Source organism: Acidisoma sp. L85 (assembly GCF_009765865.1).
Taxonomy (GTDB): domain Bacteria; phylum Pseudomonadota; class Alphaproteobacteria; order Acetobacterales; family Acetobacteraceae; genus Acidisoma.
Window position 1 is genome coordinate 158,648 of sequence record NZ_LMUQ01000025.1, and the last position, 22,886, is coordinate 181,533.

A 22,886-nucleotide genomic window follows, 5' to 3' on the forward strand; every position below is an offset into this window, starting at 1 on the left:
GTGGTTTCGTGCCGAAGACCTGCTGGATAGCGCATGTCAAATCGGACCATGGGTTGATCGAGCGCAATGCTCCCAATCGATTTATGCATCCTGTGCGCTTCCATCCTTGCCCGCCCCAACGTCGCTCGGCAATCGAAGCGGCTTTGCGCCATTTTGGCATGGTGTAGGCGACGGCTCTATCGCCAGCATAGCAAAGAGGCTGATTCCACACGCTTCAATCGTGAATATCTACCATAGACGGCGCGAATGCGTGCTGCTCTCGAAATCGCGCCAAGACTAGCCTACTGTCTCCACTACAGGCAAAGGAGGCCGGCATGGCAGACGGTTACGCTCTGACAAAACCCACTGATGCGGGGGCGCCGCTGATTGCTGGCGCCGTGGAGGGTGTCCTCAATTACCTCTCGCCGATTCCAGACAAGCCGCATACCTATAATTACGAGCCGCCCGCCGGAGTGCCTCGGCAGAATTTCGAGAACGAGGCGCATCGTGTCCTCATCGAGGACTTGCGCGGCCGTGAATCATCTTTCACGACCGATGGACAGGGCTTCGCCGCGGTTCGGCACCGCAGCCGCGAGCGTGACTTCGAGGACGACGCGGCGATCCGCAACTACTACTACCCGGAAAGCGAGGCGCTTTTGGCGGAGCTCCTCGGCGCCCATCGTGTGCTGATCTTCGACCACACCATTCGCCGGCGCCTGCCGGGCCAGTGCGAAAACAGCCCCGGCGCGCGCCAGCCGGTCGCCCGCGTTCATGTTGACCAGACGGACCTTTCCGGGGTGGAGCGTGTGCGGCGCCATCTACCGGACGAAGCAGATAGCCTACTTGCCGGCCGGGTCCGCATCGTGAATCTGTGGCGGCCGATCCGTGGACCGGTGCTCGATCATCCGCTCGCGACAGCCGATGGCGGCAGCCTCGCGCCGCCGGATTTGGTGGCGACTGATCTCCTCTACCCCGAGCGCACAGGCGAGACTTATTCGGTCACCTTCAACCCGGCGCATCGCTGGTACTATTGGTCAGGCATGCAGCCGGACGAAGTGCTGCTGCTCAAATGCTACGACAGCGCGCGCGACGGCCGCGTCCGCCTATCGCCGCATACGGCCTTCGCCGATCCGCGGGTGGACGCCTCCGCGCCGCCAAGGCAGAGCATCGAGCTGCGCGCCTTGGTGTTCGGAGGCTAATTCAACCGTCTCGGCTCCGGCGCGGTGACATGGAAAGCGGTCGCTAGATGCAGCGACCGCCATCCACCTCAAGCGCCACGCCGGTAATCATGCTCGCCGCATCCGAACATAGGAACGTCGCGGCGTTTCCCATATCTTGCGGCGTTGAGAAACGGCCGAGCGGGATGGTGGCAAGGAATTTCGCTCGTCGTTCCGGCGTGTCCTCGCCCAGGAAGGTCTTCAGCAGCGGCGTCTCGCCGGCAACCGGGTTCAGCGCATTCACCCGCAGCCCAAAGGGCGCGAGTTCCACCGCCATCGATCGCGTGGCGGTAATCACCCAGCCTTTCGAGGCATTGTACCAGGTCAGATTAGGGCGCGGGCTGACTCCCGCGGTCGAGGCTATGTTGAGAATCACGCCCGACTTCTTCGCCTTGAAGCGCGGCACGACGTGGCGTGCCGCCAGGTAGATGGCTTTGACATTGACCGCCAAAATCCGGTCGAAGGAATCCTCCGTCAAACCCTCGAGCGGCTGCGGCAGGTGGGCGACGCCGGCGTTATTCACCAGGATGTCCAGGTCGCTGAATTTGTCGTAGGCGCTTGCCACCATCACCGCCACGTCCGCGTCTCGTGACACATCGACCGTGACGGCAAAAGCCTGCGTACCCACGGCCGAGGCGACCCGCTCTGCACTGGCGGTATCGCGATCCGCCACAATCACGCGGGCGCCCGCAGCGACGAAGCTTCGAACGATGCCCTCACCAAAGCCCGATCCACCGCCGGTGACGATGGCAACCTTGCCCTCAAGCGACATGATACCTCCTGTCAGACGAACGCACTTGCCGCTCAGTGGCTTCGTGCGGCATCACCGTATCAGGCACCGAGGCACGGCCTTAGTCTACCCACGACGATCCATTTTCCGAAGTCACATGTGAATCGACAAGCCTACCGCGCACATGGCCGCTTCGGCTCAGCCGGTCATGACGGGTCCATGAAAAGCATCGCGGGACATTCCAGCAGTTCCTTGACGCGCTGGATGAAGGCGGCGGCGTCCCAGCCATCGACTACGCGATGATCGAAAGACGAGGAGAGATTCATCATGGTCCGGATCACCATCTGCCTGTCGCGAACCACCGGCCGCTCGATCATCTTGTTCACGCCGATGATGGCGACCTCCGGCTGATTGATGATGGGCGTCGTCGCCAAACCTCCCATCGGACCGAGACTGGTGATCGTAATCGTCGAACCTGTCAGTTCCGCCCTGTCTGCCTTGCCGACGCGCGCCAAGGCAGTCAGCCGCGTGAGTTCGCCCGCCACCTCCCACATCGAAAGCGCCTCCGCATGCCGCAGGACGGTCACGACAAGGCCGTTCGGCGTCTGCGTGGCGATACCCGCGTGAACCGCCCGATGCCGGTGCAGAACGTCGGCTGTGTCGTCGAAGGTCGCATTGAGCTGCGGATGGTCGGGCAGCGCCACGGACAGCGCGCGGATCAGGAAGGGCAGCAGCGTCAACCTCGGGCGACGATCGGCATGCTTCGTGTTGAGAAGCGTCCGAAGTTCTTCGAGTGCCGTGACGTCGATCTCTTCGATGTAAGAGAAGTGGGGGATGCGGCGTTTGGTGTCCTGCAGGCGTTCCGCGATTTTGCGACGAAGCCCGGTCACCGGGATGGCCTCGGTTCCATTCCGCTGCCCCGTCGTTGGAGCCGCCGCATCTTTGCCGCTCCTGCTCGAATGGGTTTGCAGATCATCCATGGTGATGCGTCCGGCCGGACCGGTACCGACAATAACCTGAAGCTCCACGCCCATCTCGCGGGCACGACGGCGCACAGCAGGAGATGCCTGGGGCGCCTCATCCGCGCGCCCGGGGCCGATCGCTCCTGACGCATCTGCGACAGGAGCGGGTTTGGGTTCCTCGCAACTCTCAATCGCTGGCGGCGCTTGCGCAGTCACAGGCGGGACAGGGGAGTCGATGTCGTTCTCCGTCGCACCCCTGACCTCCAGTACGACAAGTTCGGAGCCGATCGGCCGCTTGTCGCCTTTCGCACCGTTGAGGGCTAACACCGTTCCGCTTACCGGCGAGGTGATCTCAACCGTCGCCTTGTCGGTCAGTATATCGACGAGCGGTTGATCCTCCCGCACCACGCTTCCAACCGAGACATACCAGTCGCCAATCTCGGCCTCCGCCATGCCCTCGCCGATGTCGGGAAGCTTGAAAACGTAGCGGCCCATCTAGGACGCCTCCATCACTTGGCGAAGGGCATCGGCCACGCGCGCCGGGCCGGGGAAATAGCTCCACTCCAAGGCATGCGGATACGGCGTGTCCCAGCCCGCAACACGCAGAATCGGGGCGTACAGCGAGTAAAAGCAGTGCTCCTGCACCAGGGCCGCCAATTCCGCTCCGAAACCGCCTGTCAGCGTCGCCTCATGGACGATAACGCAGCGGCCGGTCTTACGCACGGATTCGACGATCGCATCCAGATCGAGCGGCACGAGCGTCCGCAGATCGAGGATCTCCGCGTCAACCCCGCTTTCCTCGACAGCAGCCAAAGCGACATGCACCATGGTGCCGTATGCCAGAACGGTGACAGTCGATCCCTGCCGCGCCGTCGAGGCCTTGCCGAGCTCGACGCGATAATACTCGGCCGGCACCTCGCCGAGCGGGTGGTTAGTCCAGGAAGTGACGGGCCTATTGTGATGCCCGTCGAACGGGCCGTTATACAATCGCTTGGGCTCGAAGAAGATAACCGGGTCGTCATCCTCGATGGCACTGATCAGCAGGCCTTTCGCGTCATAAGGATTGGAGGGCATGACGGTCTTGATCCCGCAGACATGGGTGAAGATCGCCTCCGGGCTCTGGCTATGGGTCTGTCCGCCGTAAATCCCGCCGCCGCATGGTGTGCGCACAGTGATAGGCGCTGAAAACTCCCCACCGGAGCGATGCCGCAGCCGCGCCGCTTCCGAAATCAGCTGATCGGTGGCCGGGTAAATGTAATCGGCGAATTGAATCTCGACCACAGGCCGCAGGCCATAGGCGCCCATGCCGACGGCCACAGCGAGGATACCGCCCTCCGCGATCGGCGTGTCGAAGGTCCGTGTCCGGCCATGCTTGCGTTGCAGCCCCTCGGTGCAACGAAAGACGCCACCGAAATAGCCGACATCCTCGCCGAAGATCACGACATCCGGATCGCGCGTAAGACAGATATCCAGCGCGGAGTTGATCGCCTGCACCATCGTCATCGCTGCCACGATCAATACCCCGCCTGCTGCCGCTGACGCCTGAGGTGCAATGGCATTTCTTTGAAAACATCCTCAAACATGGTGCCGGGACTGTGACCAGGACCATCGCTCAGCGTGCCATAAGACTGTGCCTCGCGATCCGCCGCGCGTACACGTTCAGTCGCCTCCGCCTCAGCCACGCTGTGCCGTGCCTCGCTCCATTCACCCAGTCGAATAAGATGCTGTTTCAGCCGCAGCATCGGGTCGCCGAGCGGCCAGATATCGGCCTCGCCCTTGGGCCTGTATTTGCTCGGATCGTCCGAGCTCGAATGTGCGTCCGCCCGATAGCTGAACAATTCGATCAGCGTCGGGCCGCCATTGCTGCGCGCGCGGTCGGCAGCCCAACGCGTTACCGCATAGACCGCAAGGAGATCATTGCCATCGACCCGGAGCGCAGGAATACCAAATCCCAAGGCACGCGCGGCGAAGGTCGTCTGCTCGGCACCGGCGATTCCGGAAAAGCTGGAAATCGCCCATTGATTATTGACGACGTTGAGGATGACGGGCGCTTTGAAGATCGAGGCAAAGGTCAGCGCGTGGTGAAAATCCGGCTCCGCCGTCGCACCCTCGCCGATCCAGGCGGCGGCGATGCGGTTGTCATGCTTGTAAGCCGCAGCCATGGCCCAGCCGACGGCTTGACTGAACTGCGTGCCAAGGTTGCCCGAGATCGAGAAAAAGCCGGCTTCCTTGCTTGAGTAAAAGACCGGCATCTGCCTGCCCTTCAGCCGGTCGCGGGAGTTGGAATAGACTTGGCACATCATGTCGACGAGAGACCAGTCTCGCGCGATCAATAGCCCTTGTTGCCGGTAAGTAGGAAAAAGCATGTCGTCACGCGACAAGGCAAACGCCTGTCCGACGGCAATCGCCTCCTCCCCCGTGCATTTCATGTAGAATGACGTCTTGCCCTGGCGCTGTCCGCGATACATGCGGTCGTCATAGGCCCGCGTCAGCAAAATCGCGGCGAGTGCCCGGCGCAGCAGCTCGGGCAGGAGTTTCGGATTCCACGCCCCCGTAGCAATGCCATCCGCGTCCAGCACCCGAATGAGGCTGAACGCCAAGTCGCGGATTTCGGAAGGCCGCACCAGCGGATCTGGACAAGCCGTGTCAGCGGGCTCGGGAATGTTGAGATAGCCGAAATCCGGCCTGTCTCCGGGTCGGTGAAGCGGTTCCGGGATGTGGAGCTGCGGCAACGGCTCGTTTTTCATCTTCGGTTCCCGTGACGGCACGCCGGTCTGGGACGAAGCTAGACACTAGCCGGACCCGCCGCCTTACGGCGAGAATAGCCCCGCACGCTGGCATACGCCTCAGGGTATTCACTCAAGACGAGGACAAGAAGGCATAACCTAAGCTTTATGGCCGGATACTAAGCCCCGCACAGATGACCGCGACGCATTGCACGCCCACAATCTGGCGCAAATTACCCTCGACCAGGTGCAGCATTGTCAGCGGCATCGCATCCATCGCGATCTCCAACCTCACAAGCTCGCCATCCCGGCAAGCCTGCACGCGGTCGGGGATGAGATTCCGCCGAGCGAAAGGGGCGAGAGCGCGAGGCAATAGCCCAGGCTCGGCATCGGCCAGCATCTCGTAACTCACCGCTCGGCACGCGGACTCTTCGGGCATGAACAACATGGGAGAACCTGCAACTTGGTTTCGGACGAGGGCGAAACGCCCGGCTGCCGAACCTCAGCGCGCATGCGCCGGACTGGCTAGGCAGCCGGGGTCGTAATTCGCGCGCCTGAGAACCAAACTTGCATGATCGACATCAAGTACCAGCTCGCATCAGCCGCCAACCCACGGCTTCGCGATTCTCCCATGTCCTGGCCGACAGTCAGCGGTTGCCGAAATTCGCCTTACGCTTTTCCACGAAAGCCGCCATGCCCTCCTTCTGGTCGGCCGTCGCGAACATCGAATGGAACAGGCGCCGCTCGAAGCGCAGGCCCTCGGCCAGCGTCACCTCGTAGGAGCGGTTAATCGTTTCCTTGGTCATCATCACGCCCGGCAGCGACATGCCCGCGATCGTCTCTGCCGTCTTCACCGCCTCCGCGACCAGATCGGCGGCCGGGATAATGCGCGAGACCAGGCCGGAGCGCTCAGCCTCCTCGGCATCCATCACCCGGCCCGTTAGGCACATCTCCATGGCCTTCGACTTGCCGACAAAACGCGTGAGGCGCTGGCTGCCGCCCATGCCGGGCATGATGCCGAGCCTGATCTCCGGCTGGCCGAATTTGGCGGTATCCGCAGCCAGGATGAAATCGCACATCATGGCGAGTTCGCAGCCGCCACCCAACGCGTGGCCCGCCACCGCAGCGATGATCGGCTTGCGAACCGCCGCGAAACGCTCCCACTCGCCGAACCAGTCCCCCGCATACATCTCCCCGTAGGTCTTGTCCTGCATCTCCTTGATGTCGGCGCCCGCCGCGAAGGCCCGCTCCGATCCAGTCAGAACAATGCAGCCGATTCCGTTATCGGTATCCATCGCGGAAACCGCCGCGATCAACTCTTTCATCAATTGGCTATTGAGCGCGTTGAGTGCCTTCGGGCGGTTCAGCGTAATGAGCGCGACGCGGCCGATGGTCTCGACGAGGATCGTTTCATAGGTCATCTCAGTTCCTCTTTTCCGAAAGCTGGCCACGCAGGAGGTGAATGATTGCGGAGAAATCCTCCCCGCCATGCCCCAGCTTCTCGAACAACCCATAAAGCTGCGCGGCCTGGGCGCCCAGCGGCGTGGAGGCACCACTCGAAAGCGATGCCTCCTGGGCAAGTTTCAGGTCCTTCAGCATCAGCGCGGCAGAGAAGCCCGGCTTGAAGTCGTTATTAGCCGGCGAGTTCGGCACCGGACCGGGCACGGGGCAATTCGTGGTCAGCGCCCAGCATTGGCCCGAGGATGTGGACGCAACCTCGAATAGCGCCTGATGGGACAGGCCAAGTTGCTCCGCCAGCACGAAGGCCTCGCAGACCCCAGCCATGGACACGCCGAGGATCATGTTGTTGCAGATCTTGGCGGCCTGCCCCGCCCCGGCCTCACCACAACGCACGATACGCTTGCCCATGCTCCGGAGGATAGGTTCCGCCTTTGCGCAAGCCTCAGCCGACCCTCCGGCCATGAAGGTCAGCGTGCCGGCCTTGGCCCCACCGGTTCCACCCGAAACGGGGGCGTCCAGCGTCAGGCATTCCTTCCCGGCGAGAATGCCATGTGCCTTGCGCGCGCTTGCCACATCGATCGTCGAGCAATCGATCAGGAGCGTGCTGGACTTCACCAAATCGGCGAGCGCGGTCCAAACGGTGATCACATGCTGCCCCGCGGGCAGCATGGTGACGACAGCCTCAGCATCGGCCACGGCATTGGCCACCGTTGCGACAATCCGGATGCCCTGAGCTTGCGCTGCGGCGCAGCACGCGGGCGCAAGATCGAAGCCCGCCACCTCGTACCCAGCCTTTACGAGGTTGGCCGCCATGGGGCCGCCCATATTGCCCAGACCAATGAAACCGATCGTCGTGGCCATGCCGTCTCCTCCCTCGTCGAGCGCGCAGGCTTCGCCTTGGCCGTTCAGCCGTGGCCGAGCAGCGACCGCGCCACGATCACCTGCATGATCTCATTGGTTCCCTCGAGTATCTGATGAACCCGCAGGTCACGCACGATCTTCTCGATGCCGTAGTCGCTGAGATACCCGTATCCGCCATGCAACTGCAGCGCCTGATTCGCCACATCGAAGCTGATGTCGGTGACAAAACGCTTCGCCATGGCGCAGAGCTTAGTCGCGTCGGGTGCCTTCGCATCAAGCGCGGCCGCCGCGCGCCAGAGGAAGGTGCGTGCGGCCTCGAGTTCAGTCGCCATATCGGCCAGCCGGAACTGTAGAGCCTGGAACTCGACCAGAGCCTGCCCAAAGGCTTTCCGCTCCGCCATATAGGCAATCGACCGCTCTAACGCCGCTTTAGCACCGCCGAGCGAACAAGCCGCGATGTTGAGACGGCCGCCGTCCAGCCCAGCCATGGCGATGCCGAAGCCTTTGCCCTCGGCGCCCAATCTATTGGCCACCGGCACCCGAACACCCTCCAGAATCACCGCGCGAGTCGGCTGGGCGTTCCAGCCCATCTTCTTCTCGTTGACACCGAACGAGAGACCGGGCGTGTCCTTCTCGACGATGAGAGCCGAGATGCCGCGTGGCCCATCCGCACCCGTCCGCGCCATCACGATATAGACGTCGCTGGTGCCGGCGCCGGAGATGAACTGCTTCTGCCCGTCCAACACATAGTGCTCGCCGTCCAATACAGCCCGGCTCCTCAAGGCCGCCGCGTCCGAACCGGCACCTGGCTCCGTCAGGCAGTAGCTCGCCAAAAGCTCCATCGCCGTAAGGCCTGGAAGCCACTGCCGCCGCTGCGCCTCCGAGCCGAATTGGTCGATCATCCAAGCGCACATATTCTGGATGGAGACATAGGCAGCGATCGCCGGGCAGCCGGTAGCGAGTGCCTCGAAGATTAGAGTTGCGTCCAGCCGGCTAAGGCCAGACCCGCCGAAATCGTCGCGGACATAGATACCGCCAAACCCAAGCGCCCCGGCCTTCCGAAGGGTATCGACCGGGAAATGCTTTGTCTGATCCCACTCGACGGCAAAGGGCGCCAGTTCCTTGGTTGCGAAGCCAAGCGCCATCTCGCGGATGGCCGCCTGCTCCTCGGTCGGGAGAAAGTCCATAGTGACACCCCGCACCCTGCCGCATCCTCAGCGCGCCGCTCACCATGCCCATAGGCACATCCGAGAGGAAGCCACGGGCGGCATGCTGGTCGCGCGCGAACGGCCCAGTTATGTCAATCGCGCGTTAGCTTTTACCGCCAGAGCGTCGCCAAGCGCGATTCGGACCTAAGCGCCAGCGAGCCCCAGGGCTGAGCGCGCCTCGGCGGCCGTCGCTGGACGGGAGCCGGAGCGCGCGATGGCCTCGACAGCGTGCCTGACCAACTCGGCATTGCTCGTGGCCAAGCGCTCGCGGCTGATCCGGATATTGTCTTCCAGCCCCGTGCGCACACCGTCGCCGCCGCGTGCCAGCACCCAGTCCATGACATGTTTCTGGTTCACGCCGATGCCGGCGGCCGTCCAAGTCGCTTTGGGCAGCACCCGCCGCAACTCACCGAGCATGAGGTCCAGCAAATGCTCCTCCGCCGGCAAGGCGTTCTTCACGCCCATGACGATTTGCACATGCGGTCGCTCATCCATGAGTCCCGCCTCGACCAGGCGCTTGGCTCCATGCAGGTGGCTAAGATCGAAGATCTCGATCTCCGGCCGCACGCCAAAGGTCTTCATCTTGGTCGCCAGATCGGCAACCAGCGTGGCCGAGTTCTCATACACGATCGTTGGGAAGTTGACCGAGCCGGTCGAAAGCGAAGCCATGTCCGGCCTCAATTCCAGCGCATTACCGCGCGCCGCAGGATCACGGCCCCGGCCGCCCGTCGAGAACTGCACGATCATGCCCGGGCAGTGCTTGCGCACACCTTCCTGCACCTGGGCGAAGAGTGCCGGATCGCTGGATGAGCTCTCGTCGGGATTGCGGACGTGGATGTGAACTAGGGAGGCGCCAGCCTCGAAGGCCTCGTGAGTGCTTTCGACCTGCTCCGCAGGAGTTGTGGGAATCGCCGGATTGTCCTTCTTACGCGGCACCGAGCCTGTAATGGCAACGGCTATGACGACGGGCTTCATAAGGTCTCCTCTCCAGCTCGGAGCGCCGCGTCGGGCGCGCCACCCTTGCAGGTATTATGGAACCGAGCGAGCGAGGCGCCAAACGCCGCTATCCGCCGCTGTCGCATGCAGATCCGCGGCAAGCTTCAGCTTGACCACGATCGGACGATGGTCCGAGGTTCCTTTCAAGAGAGCCCTGGCTTCCGAACACGCGAGGCCCCGCACAAGACAGCGATCGAGCCGCACAGGCACCATGTCGCCCGCCATATGCGTCGGCTCGCGAGGACCGACGTCACGGAAATCGGGCAGTAATGCCGGGCCAATAAGATTGTAATCACCCACCAGCGCCGCCCGAAAGGGAAGAATCTTCGCGATGGAACGAAGCTGCCGGCGATTGAGAACCTGCCCGTGCGAAAGGTGCACATTCGCGACGGCGAAGTCTCCAAGCTCGATGATTTGGCTAACGCGCTCGAATATTGCGCCTGATGGAAGTTTCAGCACTCTAGGCCGGCGAAGGAGTGGCAAAGCGCTCCACACCGCGAGACCATGCGGGCGGCCCGGCATCGGGCTGCGCAGATACTGGCCGCCGACCCTCGCCACCAGCCCATCCATCTGTTCAGTGGCTTCCTGCATCAGCAAAACGTCCGGCTGCTCCCGCTGGATCAGCCGAACAACATCGTCGAGCGAGGCTCCGGTGAGGCGGAGCAAGTTCCAGCTGATGAGCTTGATCATTACTTGCACCAAATGGGATTAGTCAGCGGTTTGCAACAGCCAGCGTTTCCGTAGGCTGTCCTCTCGACGAAAGAATGCGATTGAGCCAGGCAGCCGCCCCAGGGTCACGAGCGGCGGAGACTTATAGATTCCGCTCACAGATACGGCAACATCAGTCGCGCACCGGCATCTCGGATCTGCACGAGCAATGAACGGGCAGCCAAATCCGCCTCCATGAGCGGCTTGCCACGGCACCCCAACATACCGGTGCTGAGCAACTTCGCCAGACCCCGATCATAGACTTCAACACAGAGTTCGAAGTTCAGCCGAAATGAACGGATGTCCCAATTGCAGCTACCGATCAGACACCACTGCTTATCGACGACCATGACCTTGGAGTGGTGAAACGGTGACGGGCTCTGCCAGATGCGTACCCCTTCAGTCAGTAGCGGCCCGACATTCGCGCGCGTCCCCCAGTCCACCAACGCGTGGTTGCTCTTTTCCGGAATGACAATGTCTATCTCCACCCCGCGCATCGCGGCGAGAACCAAGGCTGTAATGAGCGCCTCGTCCGGCAGAAAATACGGGCTCATTACGGCAATGCTTTCATGGGCACAGGCGACCGCCTGAAGCACCGCGAACTCTACCTTTTCGAGGTCCTCATCCGGCCCGGAATCAATGACCCGAGCCAATGATCCTTCGGACTGAGGCATGCCCGGCGAGAGGTCACCCTCGTCCAGAACCTCATTCGCGACGAAAGCCCAGTCTCGTACGAAGGCATCGGCAAGCTGCGAGACAATCGGCCCCTCGAACCGGAAATGCAGATCCTGCACCGGTGCCTTCGGATGAGTAGCAAGAACGTTCTCGTCCCCCACATTCAACCCGCCCGTGAACCCCACTGACCCATCGACAACAAGTATCTTTTTGTGCGAGCGCAGGTTGATGAATGGCATCCGCCAGGGCAGCAGCGAATGCATAAACCGGGCCGACGTCACACCTGCGCGTCGCAGCCGATGATAGGCGCGCGACAACAGCCAGCCGCCTCCGATTCCATCGATCAGCACGCGAACCGTGACACCGCGCCGCTTGGCTGCAACCAGGGCTTCGATGAATCGCCCGCCCCAGAGATCGTCGCGGAAGATATAAGATGACATGCTCACGCTGCGTTTTGCCGCATCGATTGCCGCCAGCATCAGGGGATAGGCCTCATCACCGTCATGATAGATCGATGTTGTGGTTCCCGCCATCAATGGGCGACCGGTAATGCGTCCAATGCCACGCTCCAAAGGGGCCAGATTGCTGCCAGCGCCCACAAGCGCGTGCGAGGGCTGATCGTCGGGGCTATCGTCCTGCGGACGCGCCTGACGAGCGCGACGCTTCACGCGGTTGATGCCAAACATCAAATAGGTGATGGCGCCGAGGAATGGCGCGAACCAGACAAGCCCGATCCATCCGACCGCTGACGCCACCTCTCGCTTTCGCAGCAAAATATGGAGCGTGACGATGACGGTGATCAGCGAGCCGACCGCCAGGGTCACATCGGCGCGGACATGGAGCAATAGGAGCCAGATTTCGTCCATAAGCGCGGCAAGCTCTTATCGCAGCTAAGCCTGGAAGCTTAGCGGGAAGGCTATTGCGTGTCGAACGATTAAACCTAGCCTATTTTGACCTGTTCCTAACCTGGAATCTTAACTTAATTGGCATGAGCACGCGTTCGCGCTAAATTCGGCGTTCTTCTGGAGGCGTAGCCATGTTGTCGGCGAGCCAACTGCGCTTCCTGGCCGCTCATCCCGTCGGGCGTCTCGCGACGGCCGACCGCGACGGAGCGCCGCATGTTGTTCCCGTATGCTTTGCGGTGGCTGGCGCCAGCTTGTACATCACCATAGACGAGAAGCCGAAGCGGAACGACAGACCCGTGAAACGTCTGCGCAACATCGCTGAAAACCCAACGGTCGCCATCGTCGTCGATCGCTATGACGAGACCTGGAGTCACCTCGCCTGGATCATGATGCGCGGCCAGGCGGAAATTTTGAACCATGGAGTGGAACACGACGACGCGCAGGCGCTGCTCCGACGCAGATATCCGCAGCTCGGCCCGATGCGAATTGAACATCTCCCGGTCATCGCCGTCCGGATCGAGCGGGTGACGCAGTGGGGCGACTTGTCCTCGACCGCCTAGTTCCGATCCGCGTATAGCCAGGAGGCGCTAGGCCAGCCATACTGAGGCTTCTCACAAGGAGGAAACCACGATGCGCGTCGGTGTTTTCTATTTCCCCACCGATTACGGTATCGATATAATAGAGTTGGCGCAGGCGCTCGAAATACGCGGCTACGAATCTTTGTTCCTATGCGAGCATACACACATTCCGGTCAGCCGCCGCACGCCGTTCCCTGGCGGCGGAGATATTCCCAAGCGCTACATACATACGCATGATCCATTTATCGCCCTGTCTTTTGCCGCGGCCGCCACTACGAAGCTCCTACTCGGCACCGGCGTCTGTTTGGTGCCGCAGCACGACCCTATCGTCCTTGCCAAAACCATAGCCAGCCTCGACCGGTTTTCCAATGGGCGCTTCATCTTTGGAATTGGTGGCGGCTGGAATGTCGACGAGATGGAGAATCATGGCGCCCGCTACGACACGCGCTTCAAGCTCATGCGGGAACGCGTTCTCGCCATGAAGGCGATATGGACACAGGAAGAGGCATCCTATCACGGCGAGATGGTGAACTTCGATCCAATCTGGAGTTACCCAAAACCGCAGCAGCGCCCGCATCCACCAATCCTTCTGGGCGGGGAAACCGATCACACGCTGAAGCGAATTGTAGAATACTGCGATGGCTGGTTTCCGCGCGCTGGGGACGATTTCGATCCGCACAAAGCCGTCGAGCGCCTACGCAAAGCTGCACTAGCGGCCGACCGAGATTTCTCGACATTGTCGACCACGGTATTTCGCGCACCGAGTGACCCGGCGACACTTGCCGCCTATCGTGATGCGGGTATCCAGCGAGCGCTACTTGAAGTGCCCGATCAAAGCCGTGACGAAATCCTCCGGATTCTCGACAAAAACGCGCCGCTTGCCGCCTGAGCAAACCGCTCGCGCGGGCGACCGCGAAAGCACGCTTTACGCTTACGAGAAAATCGCTGCGAGAAAGTCATCGGCGACGATCGCTCCAACGTGCTCTAGTTTCTACGGCAACCATGCTTTGACAGGAGTTCACATGCCCAGCATCACCACTAAGGACGGCACGGAAATCTTCTACAAGGACTGGGGTTCGGGCCAGCCGATCGTGTTCAGTCATGGCTGGCCGCTATCGGCCGATGATTGGGACGCCCAGCTGCTGTTTTTCCTGCATCAAGGCTATCGCGTCATCGCCCATGATCGCCGCGGCCATGGTCGCTCGACCCAAACCGCTGACGGCCACGATATGGACCACTACGCCGATGATCTGGCGGCACTGACGACCCATCTTGATCTGAAGAACGCCATCCATGTCGGCCATTCCACCGGCGGCGGCGAGGTGGCGCGCTATCTGGGACGGCACGGTGAAAGCCGGACGGTCAAGGCAGCGCTCATCAGCGCCGTGCCCCCGCTGATGGTAAAGACGCCGGCCAGTCCACTCGGCCTGCCGAAGGAAGTGTTTGACGGCCTGCAGGCACAACTCGCCGCCAATCGCTCCCAATTCTATCGTGATCTGCCGGTAGGGCCTTTCTACGGCTACAACCGGCCGGGCGCGAAGACCTCTGAGGCCGTCGTCCAGAATTGGTGGCGCCAAGGCATGACCGGCGGAGCCAAGGCGCATTATGATGGCATCGTCGCCTTTTCCCAGACCGATTTCACCGAAGATCTCAAGAAGATCACCATCCCGGTATTGGTTATGCACAGCGAGGACGACCAGATCGTGCCTTATGCCGCGGCGGGGCCTTTGACCGCCAAACTTCTGAAGAACGGAACGCTGAAGACCTATAAGGGCTTCCCGCATGGCATGCCCACGACCGAAGCGGAAACGATCAACGCCGATCTACTGGCGTTCCTCAAAAGCTGAGCCCACCGATCTGCGCCGCAGATTCGACTACTAACGATAACCAGATCGATTGATTTTCCCTCTTCGGCCAGTTCTCGTGTGACACTTGCAGTCGGATCTGGTGGAGGTTGCCGCTTGGGTGCCTCCACCTAATACCTCTGCCCCGATTGCTGAATTTAAAAGGGGAGACATTAAATGGCTGACGTTCTCGTCGTTGGCGCCGGACCGGTCGGCCTTACCATGGCGGCGGAGCTTGCCCGCTACGGCGTCGGGGTCAGGATCATCGACAAGGCATCCCACCCCACCGAGACCTCGAAGGCGCTGGTCCTGTGGAGCAGAACGCTCGAATTGATCGACCGCATGGGATGCACGCCGCACTTCCTGGAAGCGGGTTTTCGAGCCCACGGCGCCTCAATCCGCAGCGGCGGAAGCTTGCTCGGACAAACGCGTCTCGATGATGTCGCCAGCCACTACAATTATGCCCTGATGATTCCGCAGCGGGATACCGAGCGGCTAATGGGCGCGCATCTCGCCACCCTCGGCGTCGAGGTCGAGCGCGAGCTGGAACTGGTCGGATTTTCGGAAGAGGCAAGCGCGGTCGAAGCCCATGTCCGACATGCGGACGGAAGCGATGAGACCGTTAAGGTGTCGTGGCTGATCGGCTGCGATGGTGCTCACAGCGCCGTCCGACACGGCGCAGGCATCGCATTTAGCGGGCAGCCTCAGGGCGACGACTGGGTCCTCGGCGACGTTCGTCTCGACGGGCCCGGCTCCCCACCCACTGACGAGATCGCCGTCTACCTGCACCGCGACGGTGTCCTCACAATTTTCCCGATCCCAGGCGGCCGCGCCCGCGTTGTGGCGACAGTCGGCAAGTCGGACCCCCGCCACCCAAGGCCAGACCCGACGCTCGAGGATATCCAGCGTCTCTGCGACCAGCGCGCCGGCGGCGGCTTTCGGGCCTTCGATCCCGTCTGGCTTTCCAACTTCCTCGTCAACGAGCGGAAGGTCACCCACTACAGTCAAGGACGCATATTCCTGGCAGGCGACGCCGCGCATATCCACAGCCCCGCTGGCGGCCAGGGCATGAACACGGGAATGCAAGACGCGATCAACCTATCCTGGAAGCTCGCAATGGTGATGAAAGGGGCCGCGTCCCCTGCCCTGCTCAACAGCTACAGCCCCGAGCGCAATGCGGTGGGTGAGATGGTACTGCGTAATGCAACCCGTCTGACCGAAATGGCGACGCTTCATAACCCCGCGGCTCAAGCTATCCGCAACGCCGTGCTGCGCTTCGTATTCGGGTTCCACGGCGTCCGGGACAAGCTTGCCGTGACGATGACGGAAATCGAGATTGCCTACGAGAATAGTCCGCTTTCCACGAAAACGTGGCATGCGGGGAACGAATTCGCAGCGGGCTCTCGGCTCGACCCAGCAGTCTATGATGGGCCGGCGCCCGGCACCGGCGACACTCCACGCTTTGTCTTGTTCGCCGCCGATAGGGAAAAGGGTGCGGCGCTAACCGAGCGTTATCCCGACTTACTGGAAGCCACGGTTCGGATACCACCGGACCCGAAACTCATCCTCATCGTCCGGCCTGATTGCTATATCGGGCTATCCGCCGGTGAAGCCGATTGGAAAGAAGCCGGGGCCTACCTCGCGGAGCTGGTATCGTCGCCGCTACGTTGACTCGCCGCCGCGAAAACGGGAAACGCGCTCGACCATGCCGACCATATGCGCGGCGGCCGTGATCGTCAGGGGGTGATGGGTGAACCCAGGCCTCGGCGAAATATAGGCCGCCATCTCGCGCGCAAGAGCGAGCTGGCGGTCGGATGCTTCGGCAAGCAAAGTGATCACAAGATTCTCCAGCGCGATCACCCGGATCCGAAGTTGCACCAGTTCGACATTCGTGAGCGGCAAGGTCTCGGCCTTGGTCTCCCCCAGGCTCGCCGTTTGAGGCATGGGGTGGGACAGGGCACCTCCCTCATTCTCCAAGGTCGAAAGCGCCTCCTGGTACTGCCTCGGATCACTCGGTATGCGGGGCGGCCTTCCAGGCATGACCAAACCTCCTGAACTGAACGCGCCCCGTCCAATCGCTCCGGAGCTACGGGTGGCGGCCATGATTAGTTCACGTGGCAGGCGCATCGACAAGCGATGATGCGCCCTGGGGCCGAGAAGCCGCAGCAGCAGCGGATCTTGAGGCCCGATCGTTTACCCTGGCGTCAATCGGCTCGCGGGTCCCAGAGCCGGCCGGAGAAGTCCGCCTCGTAGCGCTTTCCCCGGGGAAAGCTCACCAACTCCATCTGCATTCCCCAGGGCGAAAGGAAATAAACCCAGGCTTCGCCGCCACTCGGTCCTTCGGTCTTGAATTCTGGCTCGTCCAGGGTGCGCACGCCTTTCTCGCGCAGATAGGCGGTGGCCGAGACGATATCGTCGACGTAGAAGGCGAGATGGTGGCCGCCTATGTCGCTATTCCGGGGTTGGGTTCGGCTTTGATCGTCCACCTCATACTGGAAGATCTCGAAGTTAGCCCCGTTTTTACACCGCACCAGACGGATGTCTCGGATGCGCGCCCGCGGATCGACCCCGAGCTTGTCGCGCATCCGGGTGCCCTTGGCATCCCCTTGCGGGCCAAGCGAGTAGAACACCTCGCAGCCGATGACATCGCGAAAGAAGGCGACCGCCTCCTCAAGATCGGGGACGGTAAAGCCGATGTGGTCTGTGCCCCGCAGACCAGGAATGCCGGGTAAACCCATGGTCGTCCCCTCGTCGGTTCGCGTCTGCTGCATCCTAGCCGCCAGAGCCACGCGGCGTGAAGCGCCCGCAGCGGTCGCTCCGGACGCACTCCCGACTCCAATCGACCGTTCAGTCGAACAGTGTGGGTCTGAGAGGCGGGCATAGGTTCGGAATTCACGTGGCAGCCCGCGCCATCGCCACGCCTGCTAAACGCCGAGCCTAGGGATTAAGCCCAACCTGTGGCGTCTACGCCTCGATCGGCGGACGGCATATGTTCGAGATGACTCATCTTGGTCCGGAGACTGGCGACCGCGCCACCCTGATCGCCATATTCGTGAGACATCCATTTGTCGACGAGAAGAATGGCCCCCGCCGTCATGGCATCTTCTCTCGCATCATAGGTTTCGCGCGGGATCGTCAGGGTGCCTGACGGTTCTTGAATCACGGCTATGGCCCAGGCCCGTGACGCGGACTGGCTGATGACGACCCTTGTCGATCCAAGCTTCGCGGTCTCGTGCCCGTTGAGCGTGAACGACCAAGCAAGCTTTTTAATGTGCTCATTTCTGACCAGACGCCGGCGGGAAGCTCGCTCTTGAGCAACCCGCTCCGACGCCTCAGCGAGATCCGCATCCTCCGTGCCCAGCACAATCCTGCCGCACTTTGGACCAACTAACAGGCCATCCGGATAATCGTCATGTCGCACGTGGTGAAGAATGCCCCCAATCTCAGCTCCGCATAAATCGCACGCATAGTCTCCGAGACCAGCATCGTAGCATCGCAACCATCGCCATCCGGCGAGGGAGACAGCATCAGCCATAGCGACGCTTTTCCTGTTCGATTTTATCCTGCGCCTTCAACGGGAAATCTCTATCCGTTGAGCACGTTAACAGAGTAATCGTAACCGATTATTTCTGGAGCCTGACAATAGTTTGCATCCATTCCCGTCTGGGACACATGCTTTCCAGAGATACCAGACAAGCCAAAACGGTCGGTCCTCGCGAAATATTGAACGGCACCATTCATACACATTTCTAACATAATCTATTCCGCTCGTGTTGTTGCTCCCGGTTGCGTGAAGCGACTAAGCGATAGCGGCCTTAATCAACTCGTTATGCCGAGTCGTGTTGAGGAGCCTTGACGGCTCGTGGCGAACATCAATTGCGGCGGAACGAGGAGGTCTCGATGCGTAGATTACTTTTGGCCTGCGCTGCTGCCGTCAGCGGTGTTGCCGGCATTGCAAGCCTCAACCCAGCCTTGGCGCAGAGCACGTCGGAAAGCGCGGCTCCCGGCACTGTCACGGTTCGGTTGAACGGGCGTGTCAATTGGTATGCTGGCGTCGAGGGGTCGTCAGTCGATAGCCTTCCTGACGGCACCAAGACGAGCACGACAGGGTTCCTTGGCTATATGCGCCTTTATCCTGGTTTCGACGGCGTTGCCGCCAACGGCCTGCATTACGGCGCCGCGGCTGAAATCCGCATCAACGGCGCGAATAATGGCGCCAGTACAAGCGCCAACAACGAGACGCTCTACGTCTTCCAGGCCTATGGCTACCTTGGTTTGCCGCAACTCGGTCAGGTTAGCTTCGGTCAGGAAAACGGGCCGACCGTGATTTTCGAAACCGGCACCTTCGAAGGCTTCAATGATGGTGGCTGGAACGGCGACATTGAGGGACTCGTTCCCGGCCCCGCCAACCCGGTCTATCCCTTCCCGGATAGTGGCGCCGCCTTCAGCCAGACCACGAACAAGATCGTCTACTTGTCGCCCAGTATCGAAGGCTTCCAATTCGGTGTCGGCTTCGAGCCCAATCATGTGCCAGAGAACGTCGGCCCCGTCGTAACCTCTTCACCAACGCCGATCGTCGGTGGTCAGCCGCGCAACCTGATCGATGTCGGCGCACAATACACGAAGACATTCGGTCCGGTCGGCATCCAGGCTGGTGTGGACTACATATCGGCCGGCCAAGCCAACTTTACGGGTGCCGCTCAGCCTTTCACGACGGCGACCAACTACCACAATCTTAATATCGTCTCCGGAGGTTTGACGCTGAGCTACGCGGGCCTCACCATCGGTGGCAACTCCGTCTATGGCGCATTCAATCAGGTCGATGGCGATACCTTCCAGCTTGAACCTCAGGGTGGCAGTAACGCGGCCGGCTGGCTTGCCGGCGCCCAATACACCCTGGGACCGGCCGTGTTCGGCGCGAGCTTCTTCCGCTTCAACACGACAGGCGATCTACCCGGCGGGATCGATGCCGGCAGCACCGCAACGATCAACGCAAATGGCCTGACCAGCGGCCAGCAGCAAAATACCGGTGTCGCGGCAGGCGGAACCTATACCTTGGTGCCTGGCGTGAACCTCTTCGTCGACTATCTGTACGGCTGGCGCAAGCAGAGCGGATTTGACTTCGCGACAGGTGACGCCGGCACCGACCACAACTACGTGCAATCCCAGTTGCTTGGAGTTGGCTCTCAGATTCAATGGTAACGGGGTCGATGATGTAGCAAAGGCGGCGGCTATTTTGTAGCCGCCGCCTTTCTGCGCAGGATGCCGCCGCCGCAGCGGGCTCCTTGAGGGAGCCCGTTTTTGCTATTTGCGTTCCGCCAAATCACCCGCCATCTGCAGCAACTGCTGAGAAACGGCATGATGAAACGGTAGGAGACCCTTCTTCCGTGTTGTCCCGCCGAGCCTCTCCAGTACCGCCACCACGACGGCCACGGCGCTCTCGCGAGATTCGTTGAGCGGCCGCTCCCGCGTCCCCTGGTCGCCTGGCCTCGGCAGGGTGTGGATGACGGTATCCACAAGTGAATCCGCCAAAGAGGTAATGCCAAGGCTTGCGACCTTTACGCTGACTGCATCCGCCGGGATAGCGGCATTCATGCCTCTGCTGGAAGCGCTTGCATGAATGTGACTTAGTCCACGGGATTTCGGGAAATCGACCGCAACATCTCTGGTTGGCATGCTTGAAACCTCGGCAAATTCTACAATGCTCACCTATGAGATCGCCAACCCGGATGCGGGCAACATAGCGACTCGCCGCCAGCTCCGACGCCGTGACCTCAATATCTAAGTTCTCACGGACAGGCACGGTGACGCTACGTGCCAGAGCGGTGAGACATATACACTGAAGTTTGAAAGCAGCCGTTTCGTTTGCATCACTATGCGGTGCGCGCATCTTAACGGCGCCGTTCGTCGCGCCTCCGCCGCGATCGGCATCGCCGAATTGCGACCCGACCGGCCGATCCACATGCGGAGCCTCCCCAGACCGCTGAGGCGCACCGCGGGCAGCAAAACCTCGGGGGATGCTGGGCTTAATCTCCCTCTAGCTCACCGGAACAGGGAGTAGGCACCGGCCGCCCTCGCGGCTGGCCAAACCGCCTGCAAACCGGCCTCCACCCGGACATGGCACGGTGTTTGCATCGCAAACTAGCTGCCGCTTGCTTCGCCGAGCCGAACACAATGATCCGGAACCGGGAAACGCCTATTCATGCAGTCCGCCTCGGACGTCGAACTCATATCCGTCACCAAACGCTATGGCGTGACGGCCGCCGTGTCGGACGTCTCGCTCAAGATCCCGGGCGGCACCTATTGCTGCCTGCTCGGCCCGTCGGGCTGCGGCAAGACCAGCACGCTGCGAATGATCGCCGGGCACGAAATCATCAGCGACGGGGACGTCATTATCGGCGGCGCGAATGTGGGTGACCTGCCGCCCGTCAAGCGCGGCACCGCCATGATGTTCCAGAGCTACGCCCTGTTTCCCCATCTGAATTGCCTCGACAACGTCGCCTTCGGCCTCAAGATGCGCCGCGTCGGCAAGGCCGAACGCCGCGAGCGGGCGCGCGCCTTGCTCGAAATGGTCCGCATGGATGCCTATGCGACCCGCCTGCCCGCCCAACTCTCGGGCGGCCAGCAGCAGCGCGTGGCGCTGGCCCGGGCACTCATCACGCGGCCGAAGGTATTGCTATTGGACGAGCCGCTCTCAGCGCTCGATCCGTTCCTGCGTGGCCATATGCGCGACGAGCTGAAACGGTTGCAGCGGGAATTCGGCATCAGTTTCATCCATGTCACGCATAGCCAAGAAGAGGCCCTGGCGCTGGCCGATCTCGTGGTCGTCATGGACCACGGCCGCATCGTGCAATCCGGGCCGCCCCGCGAGATCTTCGACGCCCCGGCCACCGCTTTCATTGCCCGGTTCATGGGCGGCCACAACGTCATTGAACATGACGGCAACACCATCGCTGTGCGTTCCGATCGCTGCCGCCTGCTGCCGATGACAGCGAATGACGGGCTTCCAGGCGAGGTCTCGTCCATCGAATACCTCGGCGCCACCGTAAAGGTCGCGCTGACCACAGCGGCCGGCGCGGAAATCGTGGCCGTGCTTCCCGATGACAAGTTCTTCGCGGAGCCCTTCTCCGTCGGAAATGCCGCGCGCCTCGCCTGGGCGCCGCGGGACTCGCACCGCTTGCAAGCCTGATCAAGAACAAACCAACAGGAGACGGTATGACGACAAAATCCACACTGCCGCGCCGCGCGCTACTCAAGAGCACTGCGGCCGTTGCGGGCGCCGCCCTGGGTTCCAGCGCGATCACAGGCTTCCCGACGATCTGGGCGCAAAACATCAAGAACATCACGCTGCGCCAATTCGGCACCGGCGTTTCCAACCTCAACGCCATCGCCGATCGCTGCAAGAAGGACACCGGCATCACGCTGTCGATGACGGCGATGGATACCGACGCCGCGGCCCAACGCGCCGTCACTCAGCCGCATAGCTACGACATCGCGGATATCGAGTATTTCACGGTGAAGAAGGTCTTCCCGACCGGCGTGTTGCAGCCGCTCGACGTCAAGAAAATCAAATACTACGACGAGATCGTGCCACTCTTCAAGACCGGCAAGGTCACGCCCACCGCCTCGGTCGGCCAGGGCACCGCGCCCTGTCGCGTGAGCTATGTCGAAGGCGCGACTTCACGCAAATTCGCGCCCGCTCCCACCGAGTGGATGACGCTCATCCCCACCATCTACAACGCCGATACGCTTGGCATCCGGCCGGATCTCGTCGGCAAGCCGATCACGCATTGGAAGGAACTCGTCGACCCTGCCTTCAAGGGCAAAGCCGCGATCATCAACATCCCCTCGATCGGCATCATGGATGCGGCGATGACCATCGAGAGCCTGGGAATGATGAAATACGGCGATAAGGGCAATATGACGAAGCCCGAAATCGACAAGACCATCGCCTTTCTCATCGAGCAGAAGAAATCCGGCCAGTTCCGCGCTTTCTGGAAAAGCTTCGAGGAAAGCGTCGATCTCATGTCCTCGGG

22 protein-coding genes are annotated in these 22,886 nt (G+C 61.5%); 8 read left to right on the top strand and 14 right to left on the bottom strand.

Annotated elements, in window-relative coordinates:
• Window positions 1-314 precede the first annotated feature (314 nt).
• Window positions 315-1,178: a CmcJ/NvfI family oxidoreductase gene (locus GSQ83_RS05775; RefSeq protein ID WP_216849947.1), complete on the top strand. Its 864-nt coding sequence runs from the start codon at window positions 315-317 to the stop codon at window positions 1,176-1,178.
• A gap of 43 nt (window positions 1,179-1,221) precedes the next feature.
• Here GSQ83_RS05775 and GSQ83_RS05780 read toward each other — a convergent pair whose 3' ends face one another.
• The 11 genes from GSQ83_RS05780 to cls all read right to left on the bottom strand — a co-directional run bounded on the left by GSQ83_RS05780 (window position 1,222) and on the right by cls (window position 12,389).
• Window positions 1,222-1,968: a glucose 1-dehydrogenase gene (locus GSQ83_RS05780; protein ID WP_158801932.1), complete on the bottom strand. Its 747-nt coding sequence runs from the start codon at window positions 1,966-1,968 to the stop codon at window positions 1,222-1,224.
• Window positions 1,969-2,132: 164 nt separating this feature from the next.
• Entirely contained in the window at window positions 2,133-3,383 is a 1,251-nt protein-coding gene (locus GSQ83_RS05785) for a dihydrolipoamide acetyltransferase family protein (RefSeq protein WP_158801933.1), read from the bottom strand.
• On the bottom strand, window positions 3,384-4,391 hold the full coding sequence (locus tag GSQ83_RS05790) for an alpha-ketoacid dehydrogenase subunit beta (RefSeq protein WP_158801962.1): 1,008 nt from the start codon (window positions 4,389-4,391) through the stop codon (window positions 3,384-3,386).
• Between the two features lie 11 nt (window positions 4,392-4,402).
• Window positions 4,403-5,635, bottom strand: coding sequence for a thiamine pyrophosphate-dependent enzyme (locus GSQ83_RS05795; RefSeq protein WP_158801934.1), 1,233 nt, complete (start codon window positions 5,633-5,635; stop codon window positions 4,403-4,405).
• A gap of 145 nt (window positions 5,636-5,780) precedes the next feature.
• The gene (locus GSQ83_RS05800; RefSeq protein ID WP_254065515.1) at window positions 5,781-6,062 is read right to left on the bottom strand and encodes a hypothetical protein; all 282 of its coding nucleotides are present in this window, start codon (window positions 6,060-6,062) and stop codon (window positions 5,781-5,783) included.
• A gap of 199 nt (window positions 6,063-6,261) precedes the next feature.
• Window positions 6,262-7,035 (bottom strand): enoyl-CoA hydratase, encoded by a 774-nt coding sequence (locus GSQ83_RS05805; RefSeq protein WP_158801935.1) that lies wholly within the window; start codon window positions 7,033-7,035, stop codon window positions 6,262-6,264.
• Between the two features lies 1 nt (window position 7,036).
• Window positions 7,037-7,936 (bottom strand): 3-hydroxyisobutyrate dehydrogenase, encoded by a 900-nt coding sequence (gene mmsB, locus GSQ83_RS05810; RefSeq protein ID WP_158801936.1) that lies wholly within the window; start codon window positions 7,934-7,936, stop codon window positions 7,037-7,039.
• A 44-nt stretch (window positions 7,937-7,980) separates the two neighbouring features.
• Complete coding sequence (locus GSQ83_RS05815; protein ID WP_158801937.1) at window positions 7,981-9,123, bottom strand: isobutyryl-CoA dehydrogenase; 1,143 nt, start codon at window positions 9,121-9,123, stop codon at window positions 7,981-7,983.
• Between the two features lie 165 nt (window positions 9,124-9,288).
• Complete coding sequence (locus tag GSQ83_RS05820) at window positions 9,289-10,119, bottom strand: 3-keto-5-aminohexanoate cleavage protein (protein ID WP_158801938.1); 831 nt, start codon at window positions 10,117-10,119, stop codon at window positions 9,289-9,291.
• Window positions 10,120-10,173: 54 nt separating this feature from the next.
• Window positions 10,174-10,830, bottom strand: a complete 657-nt coding sequence (locus GSQ83_RS05825; protein ID WP_158801939.1) for an endonuclease/exonuclease/phosphatase family protein — start codon at window positions 10,828-10,830, stop codon at window positions 10,174-10,176.
• A gap of 134 nt (window positions 10,831-10,964) precedes the next feature.
• Window positions 10,965-12,389, bottom strand: coding sequence for a cardiolipin synthase (cls, locus tag GSQ83_RS05830; RefSeq protein ID WP_158801940.1), 1,425 nt, complete (start codon window positions 12,387-12,389; stop codon window positions 10,965-10,967).
• Window positions 12,390-12,559: 170 nt separating this feature from the next.
• Between cls and GSQ83_RS05835 the strand changes: the two genes are divergently transcribed.
• The 4 genes from GSQ83_RS05835 to GSQ83_RS05850 all read left to right on the top strand — a co-directional run bounded on the left by GSQ83_RS05835 (window position 12,560) and on the right by GSQ83_RS05850 (window position 16,521).
• A complete protein-coding gene (locus GSQ83_RS05835; protein WP_158801941.1) occupies window positions 12,560-12,988 on the top strand; it encodes a TIGR03668 family PPOX class F420-dependent oxidoreductase in 429 nt (142 codons plus the stop codon).
• Between the two features lie 70 nt (window positions 12,989-13,058).
• Window positions 13,059-13,895: an LLM class F420-dependent oxidoreductase gene (locus tag GSQ83_RS05840; RefSeq protein ID WP_158801942.1), complete on the top strand. Its 837-nt coding sequence runs from the start codon at window positions 13,059-13,061 to the stop codon at window positions 13,893-13,895.
• A 133-nt stretch (window positions 13,896-14,028) separates the two neighbouring features.
• Window positions 14,029-14,853 carry an alpha/beta fold hydrolase gene (locus tag GSQ83_RS05845; protein ID WP_158801943.1) on the top strand — a complete coding sequence of 275 codons (825 nt, stop codon included), beginning with the start codon at window positions 14,029-14,031 and terminating at the stop codon, window positions 14,851-14,853.
• 174 nt (window positions 14,854-15,027) lie between these two features.
• Window positions 15,028-16,521, top strand: a complete 1,494-nt coding sequence (locus GSQ83_RS05850; RefSeq protein WP_158801944.1) for an FAD-dependent monooxygenase — start codon at window positions 15,028-15,030, stop codon at window positions 16,519-16,521.
• Here GSQ83_RS05850 and GSQ83_RS05855 read toward each other — a convergent pair.
• A complete protein-coding gene (locus tag GSQ83_RS05855; protein WP_158801945.1) occupies window positions 16,513-16,890 on the bottom strand; it encodes a hypothetical protein in 378 nt (125 codons plus the stop codon). The two genes, GSQ83_RS05850 and GSQ83_RS05855, sit on opposite strands and share 9 nt — an antisense overlap.
• Window positions 16,891-17,054: 164 nt before the next feature.
• Window positions 17,055-17,621 carry a VOC family protein gene (locus tag GSQ83_RS05860; RefSeq protein WP_254065516.1) on the bottom strand — a complete coding sequence of 189 codons (567 nt, stop codon included), beginning with the start codon at window positions 17,619-17,621 and terminating at the stop codon, window positions 17,055-17,057.
• A gap of 1,129 nt (window positions 17,622-18,750) precedes the next feature.
• Here GSQ83_RS05860 and GSQ83_RS05865 point away from each other — a divergent pair.
• Entirely contained in the window at window positions 18,751-20,052 is a 1,302-nt protein-coding gene (locus GSQ83_RS05865; RefSeq protein ID WP_158801946.1) for a porin, read from the top strand.
• Between the two features lie 102 nt (window positions 20,053-20,154).
• On the opposite strand, the gene GSQ83_RS05870 is transcribed toward GSQ83_RS05865, so the two are convergent.
• Window positions 20,155-20,445, bottom strand: coding sequence for a hypothetical protein (locus tag GSQ83_RS05870; protein WP_158801947.1), 291 nt, complete (start codon window positions 20,443-20,445; stop codon window positions 20,155-20,157).
• 607 nt (window positions 20,446-21,052) lie between these two features.
• Between GSQ83_RS05870 and GSQ83_RS05875 the strand changes: the two genes are divergently transcribed.
• Both GSQ83_RS05875 and GSQ83_RS30340 read left to right on the top strand, forming a co-directional pair.
• A complete protein-coding gene (locus GSQ83_RS05875; RefSeq protein WP_158801948.1) occupies window positions 21,053-22,039 on the top strand; it encodes an ABC transporter ATP-binding protein in 987 nt (328 codons plus the stop codon).
• A gap of 26 nt (window positions 22,040-22,065) precedes the next feature.
• Window positions 22,066-22,886: PotD/PotF family extracellular solute-binding protein (locus GSQ83_RS30340; RefSeq protein WP_254065517.1), on the top strand; the 821-nt coding region annotated here is incomplete at its 3' end.